The 17,256-nt window shown below is 38.9% G+C and carries 19 protein-coding genes; 9 read left to right on the top strand and 10 right to left on the bottom strand.

Translation table 11 applies throughout. The features are described 5' to 3' along the window. Positions 1-108 precede the first annotated feature (108 nt). Complete coding sequence (locus H3T44_RS03060) at positions 109-948, top strand: aldo/keto reductase (RefSeq protein ID WP_198195951.1); 840 nt, start codon at positions 109-111, stop codon at positions 946-948. 61 nt (positions 949-1,009) lie between these two features. Here the strand turns inward: H3T44_RS03060 and H3T44_RS03055 are convergent, their stop codons facing one another. Next, positions 1,010-1,972, bottom strand: a complete 963-nt coding sequence (locus H3T44_RS03055) for a ribonucleotide-diphosphate reductase subunit beta (RefSeq protein WP_110438623.1) — start codon at positions 1,970-1,972, stop codon at positions 1,010-1,012. A gap of 184 nt (positions 1,973-2,156) precedes the next feature. Beyond that, positions 2,157-2,957 (bottom strand): tRNA1(Val) (adenine(37)-N6)-methyltransferase, encoded by an 801-nt coding sequence (locus tag H3T44_RS03050; protein WP_122123931.1) that lies wholly within the window; start codon positions 2,955-2,957, stop codon positions 2,157-2,159. Between the two features lie 157 nt (positions 2,958-3,114). Here H3T44_RS03050 and H3T44_RS03045 point away from each other — a divergent pair, with 157 nt between their 5' ends. Continuing rightward, complete coding sequence (locus H3T44_RS03045) at positions 3,115-4,155, top strand: polyprenyl synthetase family protein (RefSeq protein WP_232347487.1); 1,041 nt, start codon at positions 3,115-3,117, stop codon at positions 4,153-4,155. A gap of 7 nt (positions 4,156-4,162) precedes the next feature. Here the strand turns inward: H3T44_RS03045 and murI are convergent, their stop codons facing one another. Both murI and H3T44_RS03035 read right to left on the bottom strand, forming a co-directional pair. Further along, positions 4,163-4,984, bottom strand: a complete 822-nt coding sequence (gene murI, locus H3T44_RS03040; RefSeq protein WP_198195949.1) for a glutamate racemase — start codon at positions 4,982-4,984, stop codon at positions 4,163-4,165. A gap of 13 nt (positions 4,985-4,997) precedes the next feature. Then, positions 4,998-5,762 (bottom strand): orotate phosphoribosyltransferase, encoded by a 765-nt coding sequence (locus tag H3T44_RS03035; RefSeq protein ID WP_110438435.1) that lies wholly within the window; start codon positions 5,760-5,762, stop codon positions 4,998-5,000. A gap of 204 nt (positions 5,763-5,966) precedes the next feature. On the opposite strand from H3T44_RS03035, the gene H3T44_RS03030 reads away from it, so the two are divergent. Next, on the top strand, positions 5,967-6,209 hold the full coding sequence (locus tag H3T44_RS03030) for a hypothetical protein (RefSeq protein ID WP_110438434.1): 243 nt from the start codon (positions 5,967-5,969) through the stop codon (positions 6,207-6,209). 69 nt (positions 6,210-6,278) lie between these two features. On the opposite strand, the gene gltA is transcribed toward H3T44_RS03030, so the two are convergent. From gltA to H3T44_RS03015, 3 genes are all read right to left on the bottom strand, one after another. Beyond that, positions 6,279-7,598 carry a citrate synthase gene (gene gltA / locus H3T44_RS03025; RefSeq protein ID WP_230873447.1) on the bottom strand — a complete coding sequence of 440 codons (1,320 nt, stop codon included), beginning with the start codon at positions 7,596-7,598 and terminating at the stop codon, positions 6,279-6,281. A 205-nt stretch (positions 7,599-7,803) separates the two neighbouring features. Beyond that, entirely contained in the window at positions 7,804-8,133 is a 330-nt protein-coding gene (locus tag H3T44_RS03020; protein ID WP_155567206.1) for a chorismate mutase, read from the bottom strand. A 48-nt stretch (positions 8,134-8,181) separates the two neighbouring features. Continuing rightward, complete coding sequence (locus H3T44_RS03015) at positions 8,182-8,895, bottom strand: metallophosphoesterase (protein WP_196424162.1); 714 nt, start codon at positions 8,893-8,895, stop codon at positions 8,182-8,184. 152 nt (positions 8,896-9,047) lie between these two features. On the opposite strand from H3T44_RS03015, the gene H3T44_RS03010 reads away from it, so the two are divergent. Continuing rightward, complete coding sequence (locus tag H3T44_RS03010; protein ID WP_110438431.1) at positions 9,048-10,559, top strand: acetyl-CoA hydrolase/transferase family protein; 1,512 nt, start codon at positions 9,048-9,050, stop codon at positions 10,557-10,559. A 61-nt stretch (positions 10,560-10,620) separates the two neighbouring features. Here the strand turns inward: H3T44_RS03010 and H3T44_RS03005 are convergent, their stop codons facing one another. Continuing rightward, complete coding sequence (locus tag H3T44_RS03005; RefSeq protein ID WP_110438430.1) at positions 10,621-11,238, bottom strand: hypothetical protein; 618 nt, start codon at positions 11,236-11,238, stop codon at positions 10,621-10,623. Between the two features lie 187 nt (positions 11,239-11,425). Between H3T44_RS03005 and ispH the strand changes: the two genes are divergently transcribed. The 3 genes from ispH to rnhA are packed head-to-tail and all read left to right on the top strand — an operon-like array spanning position 11,426 to position 13,850. Then, positions 11,426-12,409 carry a 4-hydroxy-3-methylbut-2-enyl diphosphate reductase gene (gene ispH, locus H3T44_RS03000; RefSeq protein ID WP_110438429.1) on the top strand — a complete coding sequence of 328 codons (984 nt, stop codon included), beginning with the start codon at positions 11,426-11,428 and terminating at the stop codon, positions 12,407-12,409. Positions 12,410-12,433: 24 nt separating this feature from the next. Continuing rightward, a complete protein-coding gene (locus tag H3T44_RS02995; protein ID WP_110438428.1) occupies positions 12,434-13,390 on the top strand; it encodes a homoserine kinase in 957 nt (318 codons plus the stop codon). Further along, a complete protein-coding gene (gene rnhA / locus H3T44_RS02990) occupies positions 13,380-13,850 on the top strand; it encodes a ribonuclease HI (RefSeq protein WP_110438427.1) in 471 nt (156 codons plus the stop codon). The genes H3T44_RS02995 and rnhA overlap by 11 nt, the downstream gene beginning before the upstream one ends. A 4-nt stretch (positions 13,851-13,854) precedes the next feature. Here rnhA and H3T44_RS02985 read toward each other — a convergent pair whose 3' ends face one another. Continuing rightward, the gene (locus H3T44_RS02985) at positions 13,855-14,298 is read right to left on the bottom strand and encodes a hypothetical protein (RefSeq protein WP_146206652.1); all 444 of its coding nucleotides are present in this window, start codon (positions 14,296-14,298) and stop codon (positions 13,855-13,857) included. Positions 14,299-14,490: 192 nt separating this feature from the next. Between H3T44_RS02985 and H3T44_RS02980 the strand changes: the two genes are divergently transcribed. Both H3T44_RS02980 and H3T44_RS02975 read left to right on the top strand, forming a co-directional pair. Then, entirely contained in the window at positions 14,491-15,327 is an 837-nt protein-coding gene (locus tag H3T44_RS02980; protein ID WP_110438425.1) for an EcsC family protein, read from the top strand. 200 nt (positions 15,328-15,527) lie between these two features. After that, on the top strand, positions 15,528-16,751 hold the full coding sequence (locus H3T44_RS02975) for a DUF4412 domain-containing protein (RefSeq protein WP_198195947.1): 1,224 nt from the start codon (positions 15,528-15,530) through the stop codon (positions 16,749-16,751). A gap of 13 nt (positions 16,752-16,764) precedes the next feature. Here the strand turns inward: H3T44_RS02975 and bcp are convergent, their stop codons facing one another. Beyond that, a complete protein-coding gene (gene bcp / locus H3T44_RS02970; RefSeq protein WP_110438423.1) occupies positions 16,765-17,238 on the bottom strand; it encodes a thioredoxin-dependent thiol peroxidase in 474 nt (157 codons plus the stop codon). Positions 17,239-17,256 lie beyond the last annotated feature (18 nt).

Genomic DNA, 17,256 nt, shown 5'->3' with positions numbered 1-17,256 from the left:
TCATTTATAAACAAGATGATATTGCTTTTTAAACAGACATCTATTTATGATATCAATCGAAATATTGATTTTGTCTTTAATATTTTTTGTAAAAAGGACACATATTGAATGTCATCTATTCCTCAAATTAAATTAAATGATGGGACGAATATTCCTGCTGTTGGATTTGGCACTTACAAACTTAACGGTAGGGAAGGGGTAAAATCTATCATCAGTGCCATTCATAATGGTTACCGTTTGTTGGATTCAGCTTTTAATTATGAAAATGAAGGTGCTGTTGGTGAAGCGGTCCGACAATGTGGAATTTCCCGTGATCAGTTGCGAATCACTTCCAAATTACCAGGACGTCGTCATCAATATGATCAGGCATTGTTAACGATTGAGGAATCTTTATATCGTGCACAGCTTGATTATTATGATATATATTTGATTCATTGGCCCAACCCGATAACAGGAAAATATCTTGAAGCCTGGGAAGCTCTGGTCGAGGCGAAAAAAAGAGGGATGATTAAATCCATAGGTGTTTCAAATTTCCTGCCTGAGCATCTTGATCGTATTATTAAGGAAACAGGGGTGACACCAAGTATTAACCAAGTGGAATTGCATCCATATTTCTCCCAGGCAAAACAGCGTGCCTATGATAAAAAATTGGGAATTGTTACAGAGGCTTGGAGTCCACTGGGCCGTGCCAATGATCTGTTGACACACCCGATCCTGAAAGAAATTGCCAAAAATTATCATAAGTCGGTAGGACAACTAATTTTGCGCTGGCATGTCCAGCTTGGTGTTGTTCCCATTCCAAAAGCAAAATCAGATCAAAGGCAAAAGGAAAATCGTGACATATTTGATTTTGATATTACGACAGAAGATATGCAAAAAATTGATGCATTATCAAAACCAGATGGTCGTTTAAAAGGACAGGATCCCTCAAAATATGAAGAATTTTAATTCTTAATATTATTCCCTCAGGATTAATATCTATTTGACCCTGAGGAATAACAGGGAATTCCTAAACTGTCATGCTTTCAAAAGCTTCTTCCCAGGTTCCTTCTGTGGCGGCTCGGCTATATTCGGTGGCACGATTTTCAAAGAAATTGGTATGTTCAACAGCATTGAGCATTTCATCCATCCAGGGTAACGGATTTTTATCAATATCGTAAATTGTATCCAGGCCTAACTGTGTTAAGCGACGATTGGCAATGAAACAAATATAATTTTTGACATCCTGTGCGGTTAGTCCTTCGACAGAACCCATTTCGAAAGCTAGGTCAATAAAGGCAAATTCATGTTCAACGATAGTTTTACATATATGGATCAGCTCTTGTTGAAATTTTTCCGTCCACAAATGGGGATTTTCTTGAATGAACGTACGGAAAAGCTTGATAATGGATAGGCAATGTAATGTTTCATCTCTTACCGACCACGAAATAATCTGCCCCATTCCTTTTAGTTTATTAAAACGTGGAAAGTTCATAAGGATGGCAAAGGATGAGAATAATTGTAATCCTTCAGTGAATGCTCCGAAAACCGCCATTGTTTTGGCAATTTCGAGTGGATTATCAATTGAAAAATTCTGCATGTAGTCGTATTTATCTTTCATTTCCTTATATTTGAGGAAAGCAGAATATTCGACTTCCGGCATACCAATAGTATCAAGAAGATAACTATATGCCGCGATATGAATCGTCTCGATATTTGAGAATGCTGACAGCATCATAAGAACCTCAATAGGTTTGAATACCTGGCTGTAATATTTCATATAGGCATTATTTACCTCGACATCTGATTGCGTAAAGAATCGAAAGATTTGGGTGATCAAATTCCGTTCGGGTTCGGTCAATTTTTTATGCCAGTCCTTGACATCTTCTGCCAATGGAACCTCTTCAGGTAACCAATGTAGTCTCTGTTGGGTCAGCCATACATCATAGGCCCAAGGATAATGAAAGGGTTTGTAAACTGGGTTATACGTCATCAGATTATGTGTTTGTGTTGGTTTTGAATCTTGCTTTTCCACAGTTCTAACTCCCTGGGTGATTTATGATTTAATTATGCTCTTTTATCAATATATAGTCATATAAATAAATTTAATATCGATATATAGTGTTTTATAGAAAATAAACTTCTTGACTTAGATTCATCCCATATAAACGCTTATATCAAGATAACAAGGTTAGTTTTTTCCCCTGGCGCAAGATTCGATTTGTTTCATTGGTAAATTCTCCATTGTCATTATGTAGTATAAGGCCTGGTGCAATCTGACTCCCTCCGGTCGATCCCATTCGTCCTTGTAAAAGTATAATTCGGGGTGGCCGGTTTAGTTTTGGCCATAAAGGAAATAGAATAACCGATCCCAGTTTATATTGATACATAAGGGCACTTGCTTCACTATACAGGCTGGCTGAAAGGGCCAGAGTTAATGTTCCTCCTTGTCGTAATGGACGGCTTAAAGCATAAATCCATTCAGCAAGCAAGCCTCGGGGAAGTTTTTTTGCCAGATTTTTTTCTGGGTCTGGCGAAGGACAGCTATTATGTTGATGCCAGGGGGGGTTGGCGAAGACATGATCAACATGTTCCTGACCATTAGGTAAAAATGTAAAAGGACGTTTTGGAAGTTTCGGCAATGTGACCTGCATTGCCTTTAGATTGGACATCGCATTAAGTTGAAAATTTTCATTTGCCAGTTCAACCATCTCTGGATGTTGTTCAAAACCTATTCCAGTAATCAAGGGAATACGATAGGCAAGACACATCAATCCTGCACCTGCTCCACATCCACCCTCAATAATTATCTGTTTTTTTTTGGCTGGAATACTGGCTGCCATCAATATGGGCTCGAGGGCTGTCCTGTATCCTTTTTGGAATTGTTTATAAAATATCTTTCCTTCTAATAACGTTCCATTGGATGTATTTTTTGATTTATGGTGTATATAAGGTGACGTAAAAGAAAGCGACTGCATAAATCATTAACCAAATAAATATGTTAGACAAATAAAATGTATTCTAGCGTAACCGATAATGAAATGTTAATGATAATGATCAATTCTGTTTTTATTTTTACAACTTGAATAAATTTTTATAAGTTTTATATAGGGTCGGTTGGATCAACATATGCCAATGAGACAGAAGGTAGAAAGTAAAATGCCTGTTCTGATGGGGAAAGAAGAACCTTTACAAGCATTAGTGGATTATTTAGCTGTTGACATGCAAGCTTGTAATCATGTCATTATGGATCGGATGCAAAGCTCCGTACCGTTAGTTTCACAATTGGCAGCACATCTAATTGTGGCAGGAGGAAAGCGTTTAAGACCTTTACTAACCTTGGCCTCAGCACGATTATGTGGATACGAAAAAGATTCTGCAGATCACATTACACGTCATGTCCGGTTGGCTGCCTGTATTGAATTCCTTCATACCGCGACCCTGTTGCATGATGATGTGGTTGATGAAAGTATGTTGCGACGGGGGACGGAAAGTGCAAATGCTGTTTTTGGTAATTCAGCGTCTGTATTGGTGGGAGATTTTCTTTTTTCCCGTGCATTTCAGATCATGACAGAAGATGGTTCCTTAGAAGTTATGCGAATCATTTCAAAGGCTTCGGCAACCATTGCTGAAGGTGAAATTTTGCAAATGACCGTACAGAATGATTTGTCAACTTCAATATCACGCTATTTTGAAGTTATTCATGGAAAGACTGCGGCATTATTTGCGGCTTCTTGTCGAGTTGGGGCTATTGTAGCCAATCAATCAAGACAGCATGAATTGGCGTTGGAATCTTTTGGTACAAATTTGGGAATGGCTTTTCAGCTGGTTGATGATGCATTGGATTATTCAGCGAAACAGGAAGAATTGGGTAAAACGATTGGCGATGATTTTCGTGAGGGTAAAATAACCTATCCAATTTTGATTGCCTATGAAAAGTCCACTTCAGTGGAAAAGGAATTTTGGCAACGGGTAATACAGGATGGCAAGCAGGAAAAAGGCGATTTAAAACAGGCCCTAGTCCTTATTCGAAAGTACAATGTAATTGAAGAAACCCTTAAAGAAGCTATGGTTTTTGCAAATAAAGCCAGTTCAGCGCTCGATGTTTTTCCAGAGAGTGAATTACATACTATCTTAAAAAATATTGCTAATTACACCGTGCATAGACATTTTTAAAATTGGTTTATTGGAATATAAATGTTTTGATTTGTGTAAATTTCATCAGGGCAAGCCGACTTAAAAGAGGTTTGTCCTTAGTTAATGGTGCAGTAGAATAAAAACAGTTATTTACGTTATTATCAGTATGTGAAAATTTCTCTTGCCGTAAAATGTCAATAGTGTGCTTGGCTACAGCAGCTGCAGGATCCAGCCATTGAATGGATGGGGATGTGTTCTGACGTAAAAGATCAAGAATAAAGCTGTAATGGGTACATCCTATACATATTGCATCCATTTGATCAGAATATGGATGATTAAACATATTATCAAGTTCTTGCTGGATTAGATGTATATCGCAAGACTTTGTCCGGAAATAATTCTCTGCCAGTTTTGCAAGTACAGGAGAACCATAAGCGATAAGTTTGCAATCCGAGGCAAATTGTTCTTTTAAATGACATAAATAGGGTCGTGCAATGGTTGCACGTGTTGCCAATAATCCAATTATTTTGCTTTGACTCACGCGGGCGGCCCATCGAACAGGTGGAACACAGCCAACAAATGGAATGAAAGGATATATTTTCCTCAGCCTGTCGAGTGCAATAGTACTGGCGGTATTACAGGCAATGATAACAAGGTTTGGTTTAATTGACTGAATCGCCTGTCCGATAAGATTGATAATTCGTTCAACCAGAAAATTATCTTCTTGCTCACCATAAGGGAAAACAAGGTTGTCGGCAAGATAGTCAATTGAAACCTGTAAATCAGTTGTTTTCAATTGTGTTTGGAGGTTTTGAACGATGCCTAAACCTCCAATACCAGAATCGAATGCTAAAACACGATAAGGCATAGGGTATAAAAGATTATAAACGGGATTGTTTATAAGCTAGAGCCTCCTGTTCATTGCTGACTCCGCCATGCTTGGCAGACCATGCGCAAGGATCTTCAAGGAAACGTCTGATTTCTGAGGTATCTCCATTTGAAAAGGCTGGGTATTCTGAACTGACTTCTAAAATATCCCACCAAGTGCAAAGGGAATGCAGACTGATGCCAATATCGTTTAGTGTCTGATAAGCGCTTGAAAAAACTCCATAAAAGAAAACAACAAAAGCATGATCAACAATTGCACCAGCCTTGCGTAAAGCTTTGGCAAACCCAACCTTGGAAATACCATCTGTAGTTAAGTCTTCCACCAAAAGAGTACGCATATTTTCAGGTACATCCCCTTCGATCTGTGCATTTTTACCAAATCCTTTAGGTTTTTTGCGGACATAGGCCATTGGAGTCATCATTCGGTCTGCGAACCATGCAGCAAATGGAATTCCAGCTGTTTCACCACCCACGACGGCATCAAAAGATTCATATCCAACGTGACGATAAATTTTTTCAACCCCTAATTCAATAATCTTTGCCCGGGCACGAGGATAAAAAATAATTTTACGACAATCAATATAAACAGGGGATTTCCAACCGGCGGTAAGTAGATACGGATCATCAGGACGAAAATTTACAGCCTGGATTTCCAAAAGAAGCCGAGCGGTAATAAGAGCGGCGTCACGATCCCATTCAGTTACACGAGGTGAACGTGGTTGTTTTTTATTAAAAAGTGAAGTATGAGTTTGTGACATAGAGTGATTGCCTTATTCGTAAAGTAGAGAAAGCAGGTAAATAAGGTTTTCTTATATACTTTTTAGAAAAAAAGTGCAGTAATTAAATTTTTTTATAAAAAAATTGATAAAAACTAAATTAATAATATATTTCTATCAATAGATACTGATTTTGGGATATACTACCAAAATCAAAGTAAATCGTTGGTATTAAGTAGAAAAAGTATGGCTATTCAATTAGACCACATTCATCGTCGGTGTGAAAAATCGGTTATTACTGCCTATCAAGAGTTAAAAGCTGTTGGTGTAGGGGAAATGCAAATTTTTCAGAGCTGCGTTCTTTTATATCAAATTTATCATCCGGAATCTTCAGTAAATGAGGCTCGTCTTCTCGTGTCTGAATGGATTGACTATCATATTTATGATAAAAAACAGAATGGCAAAACCACTGGATGCGATTGCAATTAGAGGAAAAAACAAGTAAGGAAATTGTTATTTGAATTTCCTTACCTGAAAAGTTTTCTTATCTAAATTAGTTTATTTATTTAAGTCTCTACGCTGATGACCTGTATATAGCTGACGAGGACGATAAATTCTTCGTAATGGATCATTAAAGGCCTCTTTCCATTGACTTACCCATCCTACGGTGCGTGCAACAGCAAAAAACGCGGTAAACATTGATTTGGGTATTCCCATTGCCTTGAAAATGATTCCAGAGTAGAAATCTACATTTGGATAAAGTTTACGTTGAACGAAATAATCGTCATTCAGTGCATATTTTTCTAGTTCAATAGCGAGTTCCAGTAATGGATCGTGTTTAATACCCAATTCCTCAAGGACTTCATAACAGGTCTGTTGCATGATTTTTGCCCGTGGATCGAAATTTTTGTAAACGCGATGCCCAAATCCCATTAACCTGACATTACTATTTTTATCCTTCACCTTTGCAATAAAATCAGGGATATTTTCTTTTGAGCCTATTTTTCCAAGCATTTGTAAAACCGCTTCATTTGCACCACCATGCGCGGGTCCCCAAAGAGCGGCAATACCTGCGGCAACACAGGCAAACGGATGTGATCCTGTTGATCCTGTCAATCGTACTGTGGATGTTGAGGCATTTTGTTCATGATCAGCATGTAAAATCAAAATACGGTCCAATGCATTGCTGAGGATTGGATTGACCTTATAGGGTCTATCCGCACGGGCAAACAGCATGTTAATAAAATTTTCTGAATATGAATAATCCGCTCTTGGATAGACAAAAGGTTCCCCTCGGGAATATTTGTAGGCCCATGCCGCAAGAGTGGGCATTTTTGCAATCAGACGAACAGCGGAAAGATCACGACTTTCTTCGTTAGATATGTCAATGCCTTCGGGATAGAAAGCTGATAATCCACCAACTGTTCCACATAACATGGCCATTGGATGTGCATCGCGACGATAGCCGTTAAAGAAATTTCGAATTTGCTCATGAAGAAGAGAATGATTAAGTAACCGTTCTTTAAAATCCTCGTGCTCTTCTTTGGATGGAAGTTCTCCGTACAAAAGAAGATATGCCACCTCTGCGAAACTTGATTTTGCAGCAAGCTGTTCGATTGGATACCCGCGATATAAAAGGATACCTTTTTCACCATCAATGAATGTGATCTTGCTTTCACAAGCGGCAGTACTGCCCAATCCAGGATCAAAGGTAAATAAGCCCAATTCTTTGGTCAAACTGCGAATATCAACGACACTATTTCCACTTGCCCCTGATAGAACTGGTAATGTAGCTGTTTTCCCCTGAAAAGTAATGGTAACGGTTCCGTCATCTTGAGGAGGTGAGAAAGACATAGCTTCCGTGTCTGACTGTTTCATACTATATTCAACCTTATTGTGATTTAACAATGTCTTTAAATTTAATGCATAAAAATGCTCTATCTTCACCATACCAGAATACACAGAGAAGTTTTTTCACGTCTCTGAGAGCTTGGCATTTAAATAAATTATATTTAAAATTGTTTTGCTGAGTCTTAATATAAAGAATTGCATGCACAACCAAAAATAAAAAATAAGAGATGATTTAATTTTTCTTATCAATTTTTTGTTTGGCAATTGCTTTATGATGTTGAATAACTTCCGTAATGATGAAATGAAGAAATTTTTCTGCGAAATTGGGATCCAGATGGGCGGATTTGGCCATTTCTCTCAATCGTGCAATTTGTTCAGATTCTCTTTGAGGATCAGAAGGGGGTAACTGATAAGTTGCTTTCAATTCACCCACTTTTTGGGTCAAACAAAATCGTTCAGCCAGAATATGAATTAACGCATTATCAATATTATCAATGCTTTGGCGCAACTTTAATAATTCTTGTTTAGCTTTTTCTGGGGAAAGTGGTGGTTGTTTAATCATACAATCTACCTTTTTACATAAATTTTGGATAATAATTTTTAATTTGAATTAAATTGGAATATCGATCCACGATAAATGACCGCCTTTACCCGCTCCAGTATCCATAAAAACGGCTGTCCCTCCGGCATATCCTTTGCGGATCCAGGGACGTCCGTCCGTGGATCTGCAATCATGTCCGCAATATAGGGTATAACCTGATGGAATATGATTAACCCAGTTTAGTCTGCGGACCGGATAACCATTTGCAAGGGTTTTATTGGTTGTTTCCCCATACAATGTGCGGGATAACAAGGCATTTATCGGTGTCAATGGATTGGCTGGCGGGGGTTCAACCAGCATTCTGGTATGAAATCCGCCATGAACAAAAATAAAATTCTTAAAAATTAACCAGGCAGGAGCTTTTTCCAAAGCTTGCAAGATTTTATCGGTTAGTTTTTTATCAGGATGTTGGTTGATTTGATCAAGGGTTCTGGTCAGGATATTATCTTTTCTTACCCTGAATCCCTTGAGAAACAATCCCAGTTTTCGGTCATGATTGCCAATCAAGAAAATTCCTCTTTTTTCATCCTGAACCTGTAACATTAACGCCATTACAGCACCACTATCCGGTCCGTAATCGACCAAGTCCCCCAGTTGAATGATGAAGTGATCTGTTTCAACAGCATGTCGAAAACCGTTAATATCACCATGGACATCCCCGATAATTCTGAAATTTTTGAAACGAGTGGATAATGTGGCAAACATCGCTATAGTATAAACCATAAAGTTTTTTATTTTGCATCTATATATTGCAAAAATGTTTTTTTTATTGAATATCTCACTTTTTTTTGTTGGGAGAATTGAACTTTATGATCTTAATTAAAAGAAAAAAAAATATATAGTTTTATTTAAGTTAAGATTTTAAAGGATTAGTCATGTCTCAAAATAATCGTATTCAACATCAGGGATTAAAACGAAAAGTCTGCTCGGCTGAAGAGGCCGCGCAATTTATTCATGCGGGTGATTTGATAGGTACAAGTGGATTTACGGGGTCAGGATATCCGAAGGCAGTTCCTCAGGCTTTGGCTAATAGAATTAAGGAAGCTCATGCGTTAGGTAAGGAATTTAAAGTCAAATTGATAACTGGAGCGTCAACAGGACCAGAACTTGACGGTGCATTGGCGGAGGTTAACGGAGTTTCTTACCGTTCCGCGTTTAATACTGATCCAATTATGCGTAAACGGATCAATAGTGGGGATACTGATTATCTTGATATGCATTTGGGACAGGTTGCCCCCTTATATCGTACAGGTGTTTTGGGTGAAATGGATGTCGCCATTATCGAGGTCGTACGTATTTGCGAAGATGGTCGGTTGGTTGCCTCTTCGGCTCTGGCCAACAATCAGCTTTGGTTGAATAGTGCAAAAAAAATTATCCTTGAAGTCAATCAATGGCAAAGTGCAGGTCTGGAGGGTATGCATGATGCATGGGAGGTTTCAACCTCTTTTCCACATCAAATTATTCCATTGTCCTCCCCTTGTGATCGTATAGGTCAACCATATATGACTGTTGATCTGAATAAAGTGGTGGCTGTTGTGGAAACGAACGCTCCAGATCGAAATGCCCCTTTTAGTCCCAGTGATGAAAACGCAAAATTGATTGCTGGACATTTAATGGAATTTTTCAGATATGAAGTGAAAAGAGGTAAAGTGCCGCCTCAACTTTTTCCGTTACAATCCGGGGTTGGCAATGTTGCCAATGCGGTTATGGAGGCTTTGGGCGAAGGGGATTTTGACAATCTGACCGCATTTACGGAGGTGATTCAGGACGGTATGTTGAATATGCTTGAAACTGGGAAAATGAAGGTTGCTTCGGCGACATCCTTTTCTCTAAGTCCTGAAAAAGCGGAGTATTTTAACGATAACACTGATTTTTTCCGTGACAAAATCATTTTAAGGCCTTCTGAAATCAGTAATCATGTTGGTGTTATTCGCCGGTTAGGATGCATTTCCATGAACGGCGCCATCGAAGCGGATATTTTCGGCAATGTCAATTCCACCCATATTATGGGTTCAAGAATGATGAATGGAATTGGTGGTTCTGGGGATTATGCAAGAAACGCCTATGTATCGATTTTCATGACTCCATCCTTGGCCAAAGGAGGAAAGATTTCCTCAATTGTTCCGATGGTGTCTCATGTGGATCATATTTATCAGGATGTTCAGGTTATTGTAACCGAGCAGGGATTGGCAGATTTACGGGGACTGTCACCGCGTCAAAGAGCAAAACTTGTTATTGAAAATTGTACGCATCCCACTTTTAGACCTCTATTGAGGGAATATTATCAAATGGCCCTAAAAAATAATATGGCTCATACTCCTATTTTGCTTAAGGAAGCCCTGTCATGGCATGAACGGTACATCGATACAGGTACAATGATCCCCTGATTTTTCATACAATTGTTAATTTGCTTAAATTAGATTTTTTAAGCAAATTATAATGGATAGTTTAATAGGAATTATATTGAACAGATCCAAAATGGTGACGATTATATTCAAGCTGGTTTGGAGATAGTTGAAAGCCAACAGTAAGTTCATATCCATCAGGGGTACGGGCAGTTGTGGCGGGAACTTTGAACATCAATTTTTTGGATTCAAGCTTTACTTGATCAATATTATTGGGGAAACTAACTTCCGCAATCATTTCCTGTTTATCAACGACTTTTCCATTATGAATGGTTGCAATGAAATATGGGATTTTGAAAGAATGAGTTTGGGCTGCTGGTCCTCGCTGAATCTGAAGGGTCACACTCAGTTGTGTATCAATGTAGTCTTGATAGCTTAAATTTCTCTTTCTTCGTTCTTTATTTTTTTCGTTTTTTGGATCATCAGTACAATTGCCTGATATTTCTATGATGCTGGCTTTAGTTATAAGATGAGGGAGACTATCCTGATTATTTTCAAAAACAAAATAATCTGATGCTGCAGGAAGAATACTAACTTTGGGACAGGCAGGAGGAAAATCATATGTTACTTTTTCTGCACATCCCCACAGAAAAAATGTGAAGGGTAAAAAGGCGAGGGGTGTTTTTATCGTCTTTTTTGTCAAAACACTTGAAAGGATCATCGCTTTCCTGCCATTTATTAGAGAAGAGGTTGTTAATAAATAATAAAATATATACCATAAAACAAATTGTTTTAATGTGAAATATATTCTTTATAATTAATTTTAAGTTCTGATGTTTAATAACAGCTTGTTTACCTGATAAAATCCAAATATAAAGTTTATAGATTTTTAATAACTTGGAAAAATTATGTCTGACCAACATTTAAAGAATTCAGAAAATCAAACTCGTGCGTTAAAAGTATTATTGGCTGGCCCTCGTGGGTTTTGTGCCGGGGTTGATCGAGCTATTCGTGTTGTAGAAGAAGCTTTGCGACGGTACGGGGCACCGGTATACGTTCGTCACGAAATCGTTCATAATCGGACAGTTGTTGAAAATTTAGAAAAAAAGGGGGCTATTTTTGTGGAGGAACTGGATGAGGTTCCAGCAGATGCACATGTGGTTTTTTCAGCGCATGGTGTTCCTAAAACTGTGCCCCTAGAAGCCCAAAGACGTAACCTGTTATATCTTGATGCTACATGTCCCTTGGTTTCCAAGGTTCACAGAGAGGCGGAACGGCATTTTGCCAATGGCGGTGAAGAAAGCCGTCATATCTTGATGATTGGTCATGCAGGTCATCCCGAAGTTGTTGGAACGATGGGGCAATTGCCACCAGGTGCGGTAACCCTTATTAAGGATGCAGAGGAAGCCCGTACTGTACAACCTGAAAATCCAGATCGTTTGGCATTTATAACACAAACTACGCTTTCTGTGGATGATACCGCAGAAATTGTTGCCATTTTAAGGCAACGATTTCCCAAGATCGAGGGGCCAAAGCGTGAGGATATATGTTATGCAACTACAAATAGACAGGAAGCCGTAAAAAGAATTGCGGCAGAGTGTGATTTGATGTTCGTGATCGGTTCCCCAAACTCTTCCAATTCACAACGGTTGCGTGAGGTTGCTGAACGTTCGGGAGCGCCACGGGCAATTTTGATACCGAAACTGGAAAACATGGATTGGAAAGATCTGGAAGGCGTGAATGTATTGGGGATCACGGCAGGAGCCTCTGCACCTGAATCCCTTGTGCAAGAAATACTTGAAGCCTTGTCCAAACATTTTACGCTCGATATCGAAGAACGGATTGTCAAAGAGGAACATGTTACATTCAGTCTGCCAGCTCCCCTAGGATAAAATAGAGAAACATAGAGTTAATACATGGCTGTTTATACAAATGTTTCTGAACAACAAGTATCATCTTGTCTTCAAAATTATCCTATCGGTCAACTTGTTCGGTTAAAGGGTATTGCCCAGGGGGTCGAGAATAGCAATTTTCTTCTTGATACCACCCAGGGGAAATATATTCTTACCCTTTATGAAAAACGTATAAAAAGAGAAGAACTTCCATGGTATATGGATTTGATGCAGTTTTTTGCGCAACATCATATTCGTTGCCCCTTACCTGTCAGAACAAAAGAGGGTGAATGCCTGATTGAGCTGAATGAACGTCCGGCAGCAATTTTTACTTTTTTGGATGGAAAAGAAGTTTCGGAAATTTTGCCGGAACACTGTTTTGCCTTGGGCGTCTCGATGGCTCGGATGCATCTGGTTGGTCTGGAATTCAAGCAGAATAAAAAAAATCATGTGGGGCCGGACAGCTGGAATGCGTTACTTGAAAAATCGGTTAATCACGGGCATGATGATTTAATAAGGGAAATCGATCCTGTCCTAAGAAAAATCATTCAATCCTGGCCTACTCGACAAGAGGGTTTGCCAGTGGGTCAGATACATGCAGATTTATTTCCTGATAATGTTTTTTTTCAAGATAATTATCTAAGTGGATTTATAGATTTTTATTTTGCTTGTACTGATTTTCTTGCTTATGATCTTGCAATTGCTTTAAATGCATGGTGTTTTAAAGAAACGGGTGAGTATCTTGTCAAACGGGCAAGGGCTTTGGTCGCAGGTTATCAGTCTGTTCGTATTCTGACTGAGAAAGAAAGATTGTTGTTACCCATTTTTAAAATGGGGGCGGCATTGCGCTTTTTACTGACGCGCCTACATGATCTGGTTTATACCCCTTCAACAGCTTTGGTTACTCCTAAAGATCCGCAGCCTTATTTATACAGGCTAAGATATCATCAACTTAACAAAGTTGAAACATATGAATTTTGATCGAAGCAATTTTCAAAAAGGTTTTGTTGAAATCTGGACAGATGGAGGGTGCAGTCCCAATCCAGGTCCTGGCGGATGGGGAGTGTTATTACGCTTCAAGGGAATTGAACGTGAGTTAAGTGGTGGGGAAATGGAAACGACAAATAATCGTATGGAACTGACTGCCGCGGCTGTGGCTTTGGAGACATTGACCCGTTCTTGCCATGTGGATTTGTATACGGATAGTCAATATGTCCGCCGTGGAATTACTGAATGGTTTGAAGGCTGGAAAAAAAACGGTTGGAAAACAGCGGGAAAAAAACCGGTTGCGAATACTGATTTATGGCAGCGATTGGAAAGTGCTGCTGCCAGGCATCAAATTCAATGGCATTGGGTAAAAGGACATAATGGATGTCCTGAAAATGAACGGGTTGATCAGTTGGCCACGTCAGCCAGAAAAAAAATAACAGAAACAGGTTAACTAGCTAGCGCACTTTGTTTTGTTGTAAAATTGCACTGCGATTGCCTCCTGGTTGCCCGGCAAATGTATCATAGGATGCACTTGCATTATAGGGAGGTTGTACAGGTGCGTTAAAATACGCCCGAATTCCTGTCCCGGGAATATTGACTGAAGGACCGTTATAGGGTCTGACAGGCGATTGGCTTGGAGTGGACCCTGGCAATCCCTCACCTTTTTGAGAAGTTATTGAATCTGACTGTGTGGTTGTCATTGAATTATCATAGCTGACAGGTTTATATTCTGACATGCCAGGTCTTGAAGGGGGCGGAGGTAATGGATTTGGATCCTGGTTTTTCGTATTATTTGAAACTGCACCAGAAATTTGAGCCTGAACAACCATAGGAATGATGCCTGTCAATAAACAAATGGTTAAAATCAGACCGGTTCGAAAATGAGAAACAGATTTCATTTTGTTATATGCCATTATTTTTAAATCTTACTTACATATATAAAAATAATCTATTTTTAAAAGTAATCAATTGGCAACTTTTTCTTTTCTAAAAAAGATGACTTTTTTGTCATATTATTTCCCTTAAAAGGAATTATGGTTAATGATATCAAATTATAACCAATTTATCATCATTGGAATAGGTATTGACAAATGAATACAGAAAATAATCAGACGATTGTTCCTTATTCTTTAAATGACCAAGAGGTTCAGGATCTTACAGTTGCGCTGGAACAGCTGGAAGCAGGACGCGGCGTGTTATTGCGATTGGCTGATATTATGGGAGGAGCTGTAGGACAAGCCATAAAATTAGGTGAAAGAGGACTGAGTCTTTCACCAAGGATACAGAAAAAAATAGAGAAATTCACCAATGTTTCCATTCAGCGCGCTTTTGAAATTGCCATTTTAGGATTGAACAGAAAAACAGAGAAAACGGATTCAGATTTATCAAAAGCTGTCTGGCGTGATCGAATAATGAAAGCCATGGTTGTTACGTCAGGTGCAGTTGGAGGGTTCACTGGATTGGGTGGTATGTTGCCTGATATCAGTCTGACTACCCTTGCCCTTATGCGTGAAATTGCTCATGTTGCGCAAGAGGAAGGGGAAAACCTTCAAAATGAAGATACTAAACGCGCCTGTCTAGAGGTATTTGCATTACGGTCTTTTGCTAATTTGGGTATAGATAAAGATAATCAGCTGGGTTTTTTTTCAGCCAGATTAATGTTGCGTGGCCGTCCGATGATTTTGCTCATGGCTGACGTTTCTTACCAATATGGATTGAGTCTTTCCCAAAAACTGAGTATGCAGATGATGCCTGTTGTTAGCGCATTATGTGGTGCCTCATTAAATATGGCCTTTTTAAATCATTATCGTTCTTTGGCAAGACTACATTTTGTTATACGTCGATTGGAACGTGAACATGGAATGTTAGCTCGGGAAACAATTGAGTATATTTGTAAAAATCATATAAATTCCGATAATTTTTTTTAATGACATGATCAGATCATGTTCATGTTATCATGATTTAGTCATTACAATAGAATTGGACGTGCAAAGTTTATTCAAGATTAAGGCATTATAGATTTTTAGTTAACGAGATATCAATTAAGTTTAGTTTTAGGGGGATTGAAACGGAATTGATTCCGTTTATAATTCGGTATTTGCAAAGTCAATATATTAAGGATAAAGTGATGTTGTATAATTTTAGGGCGCTATGCTCTTCTTTTTATAAAAAAAAGAGTTATACGGGATCAATTCTTATTGGTACCACTTTTTTTGTCGCCCTATCGGCTTATGCCCAAGAAAAGCATCCTTTATTTATGCCGAAACGAGATGTAACGGTTGTTTATGCCGTGCAGCCGGAAAATTCATCATTGGCCCAAAAACGCAAGATATATTTTTCTGGAAATGGAACTCTATTTCGAATTGATGGTCCCAACAATATTGGGTTCACCCTTATTGATTCAGCTAAGCAAACGGCAACGGTTGTTTCCAATAAGTCGCGAGTTTATACGGTGATTCCAAGTAAATCGGGCAAGGGTGGTCTTTTTTTGGATGAAAGTCTACATTTCAGAAAAAAGGGAACAGATCGTATATTGGGTATTTTGTGTCATCATTGGTCAGTTCAAGGAACAAAAGGACATTCTGATGTTTGTGTAACTGATGAAGGCATATTATTACGGCAGGAAGGAATGGATATTGATGGTATTGATGGTAAAACAGAAGCCCTTTCAGTGCAATTTGATGCTTTGTCTCCCTCCACATTTCAAGTTCCGGTAGGATATCAGCAGGTTAGACTTCCCCAGCAAAAGGGGGAAAGTCCCACTTTGGTTTCACCCAATGCCAACGCTCAGCCTCTTTCACCTATCCAGGCTAAAAAATCGGAAAATGGGAATAAGGTGGATGCCAGCCAAAATCCTTTTATTACTCCTCAAAGGGATGTTGATGTGGTTTATGCAATCGCTGGTCCCATGCCTGGTTTACCTCCATTTCATCAGAGAATGCGCTGGTCCGTGGAACAATGGAAACAAAGAATTGATTCCCAGGGGATTGATACATACATGATAACTGATTATCGCACGCAGCGATTAACCGTTTTAAACCCCCAGTTAAAGAAAAAAACCGAACTTGTCGCGCCGGGTGCATCTATTCAGGGCGCGGGAAAAAGGGCGGAGGGAGATTATGTCAAGGTTGGTGAGGCCACGGTTGCTGGACAATTTTGTAATGAATGGGAGGTGGCAGATACAGAGGGCAATATTAATGATGTATGTTATACAAATGATGGAGTTATGTTACGCGTTGTACGTAATAACATTCCATTAGTTTTGGCCTTAAAAGTTGTTTACGCACATCAAGATGCCGGTTTGTATAAAATACCTTCTGATCTGAAGATGTTGGCACCGGCACATCCGTAAGGTTCACAGAAGATTATCGATCAGATGCATTGAGAGTTTTCAAAATTTCGTTTACATGGTTGGTAACTTTGACTTTATGCCAGATTTTAAGGATTCTACCCTTTTCATCTATTAAAAAGGTCGATCGTTCAATACCCATGTATTTTCGGCCATACATTGATTTTTCTACCCAAACGCCATAGGCTTCTGTCATTTCACCTTTTTCGTCGGATGCCAATGGAAAGGTGAGGTTGTGTTTTTGGGCAAAATCCTTCAGTTTTTTAACTGGATCACGGGATACACCAATAACAGGGATATCGAGCTTTTTGAATGCGGTCAGGTTTTCTTCAAAAGCACAGGCCTCTTTCGTGCATCCAGATGTATTGGCTTTTGGATAAAAATAAAGAACAAATTTTTTTCCTTTTAATGCAGTCAGGGAAATTGAACTTTCAAGTTGGGTGGGGAGATCAAAATTGGGTGCCAGGGAACCTTCGTTTAGTTGGGTCATGTAACTTACTTTTCTAGA

It is taken from the genome of Commensalibacter sp. M0355 (assembly GCF_016101365.1).
In the GTDB taxonomy this organism is placed as follows: Bacteria; Pseudomonadota; Alphaproteobacteria; order Acetobacterales; family Acetobacteraceae; genus Commensalibacter; species Commensalibacter melissae.
Note: the sequence above shows the minus strand (reverse complement) of the source record. Positions and strands in the feature narration are given on the sequence as shown.

Excerpts from the sequence above, each read along its gene's own strand:
- H3T44_RS03060 (WP_198195951.1), top strand. The coding sequence starts at position 109 with ATGTCATCTATTCCTCAAATTAAATTAAATGATGGGACGAATATTCCT.
- H3T44_RS03055 (WP_110438623.1), bottom strand. The coding sequence starts at position 1,972 with ATGACGTATAACCCAGTTTACAAACCCTTTCATTATCCTTGGGCCTAT.
- H3T44_RS03050 (WP_122123931.1), bottom strand. The coding sequence starts at position 2,957 with ATGCAGTCGCTTTCTTTTACGTCACCTTATATACACCATAAATCAAAA.
- H3T44_RS03045 (WP_232347487.1), top strand. The coding sequence starts at position 3,115 with ATGAGACAGAAGGTAGAAAGTAAAATGCCTGTTCTGATGGGGAAAGAA.
- murI (WP_198195949.1), bottom strand. The coding sequence starts at position 4,984 with ATGCCTTATCGTGTTTTAGCATTCGATTCTGGTATTGGAGGTTTAGGC.
- H3T44_RS03035 (WP_110438435.1), bottom strand. The coding sequence starts at position 5,762 with ATGTCACAAACTCATACTTCACTTTTTAATAAAAAACAACCACGTTCA.
- H3T44_RS03030 (WP_110438434.1), top strand. The coding sequence starts at position 5,967 with ATGGCTATTCAATTAGACCACATTCATCGTCGGTGTGAAAAATCGGTT.
- gltA (WP_230873447.1), bottom strand. The coding sequence starts at position 7,598 with ATGAAACAGTCAGACACGGAAGCTATGTCTTTCTCACCTCCTCAAGAT.
- H3T44_RS03020 (WP_155567206.1), bottom strand. The coding sequence starts at position 8,133 with ATGATTAAACAACCACCACTTTCCCCAGAAAAAGCTAAACAAGAATTA.
- H3T44_RS03015 (WP_196424162.1), bottom strand. The coding sequence starts at position 8,895 with ATGGTTTATACTATAGCGATGTTTGCCACATTATCCACTCGTTTCAAA.
- H3T44_RS03010 (WP_110438431.1), top strand. The coding sequence starts at position 9,048 with ATGTCTCAAAATAATCGTATTCAACATCAGGGATTAAAACGAAAAGTC.
- H3T44_RS03005 (WP_110438430.1), bottom strand. The coding sequence starts at position 11,238 with ATGATCCTTTCAAGTGTTTTGACAAAAAAGACGATAAAAACACCCCTC.
- ispH (WP_110438429.1), top strand. The coding sequence starts at position 11,426 with ATGTCTGACCAACATTTAAAGAATTCAGAAAATCAAACTCGTGCGTTA.
- H3T44_RS02995 (WP_110438428.1), top strand. The coding sequence starts at position 12,434 with ATGGCTGTTTATACAAATGTTTCTGAACAACAAGTATCATCTTGTCTT.
- rnhA (WP_110438427.1), top strand. The coding sequence starts at position 13,380 with ATGAATTTTGATCGAAGCAATTTTCAAAAAGGTTTTGTTGAAATCTGG.
- H3T44_RS02985 (WP_146206652.1), bottom strand. The coding sequence starts at position 14,298 with ATGAAATCTGTTTCTCATTTTCGAACCGGTCTGATTTTAACCATTTGT.
- H3T44_RS02980 (WP_110438425.1), top strand. The coding sequence starts at position 14,491 with ATGAATACAGAAAATAATCAGACGATTGTTCCTTATTCTTTAAATGAC.
- H3T44_RS02975 (WP_198195947.1), top strand. The coding sequence starts at position 15,528 with ATGTTGTATAATTTTAGGGCGCTATGCTCTTCTTTTTATAAAAAAAAG.
- bcp (WP_110438423.1), bottom strand. The coding sequence starts at position 17,238 with ATGACCCAACTAAACGAAGGTTCCCTGGCACCCAATTTTGATCTCCCC.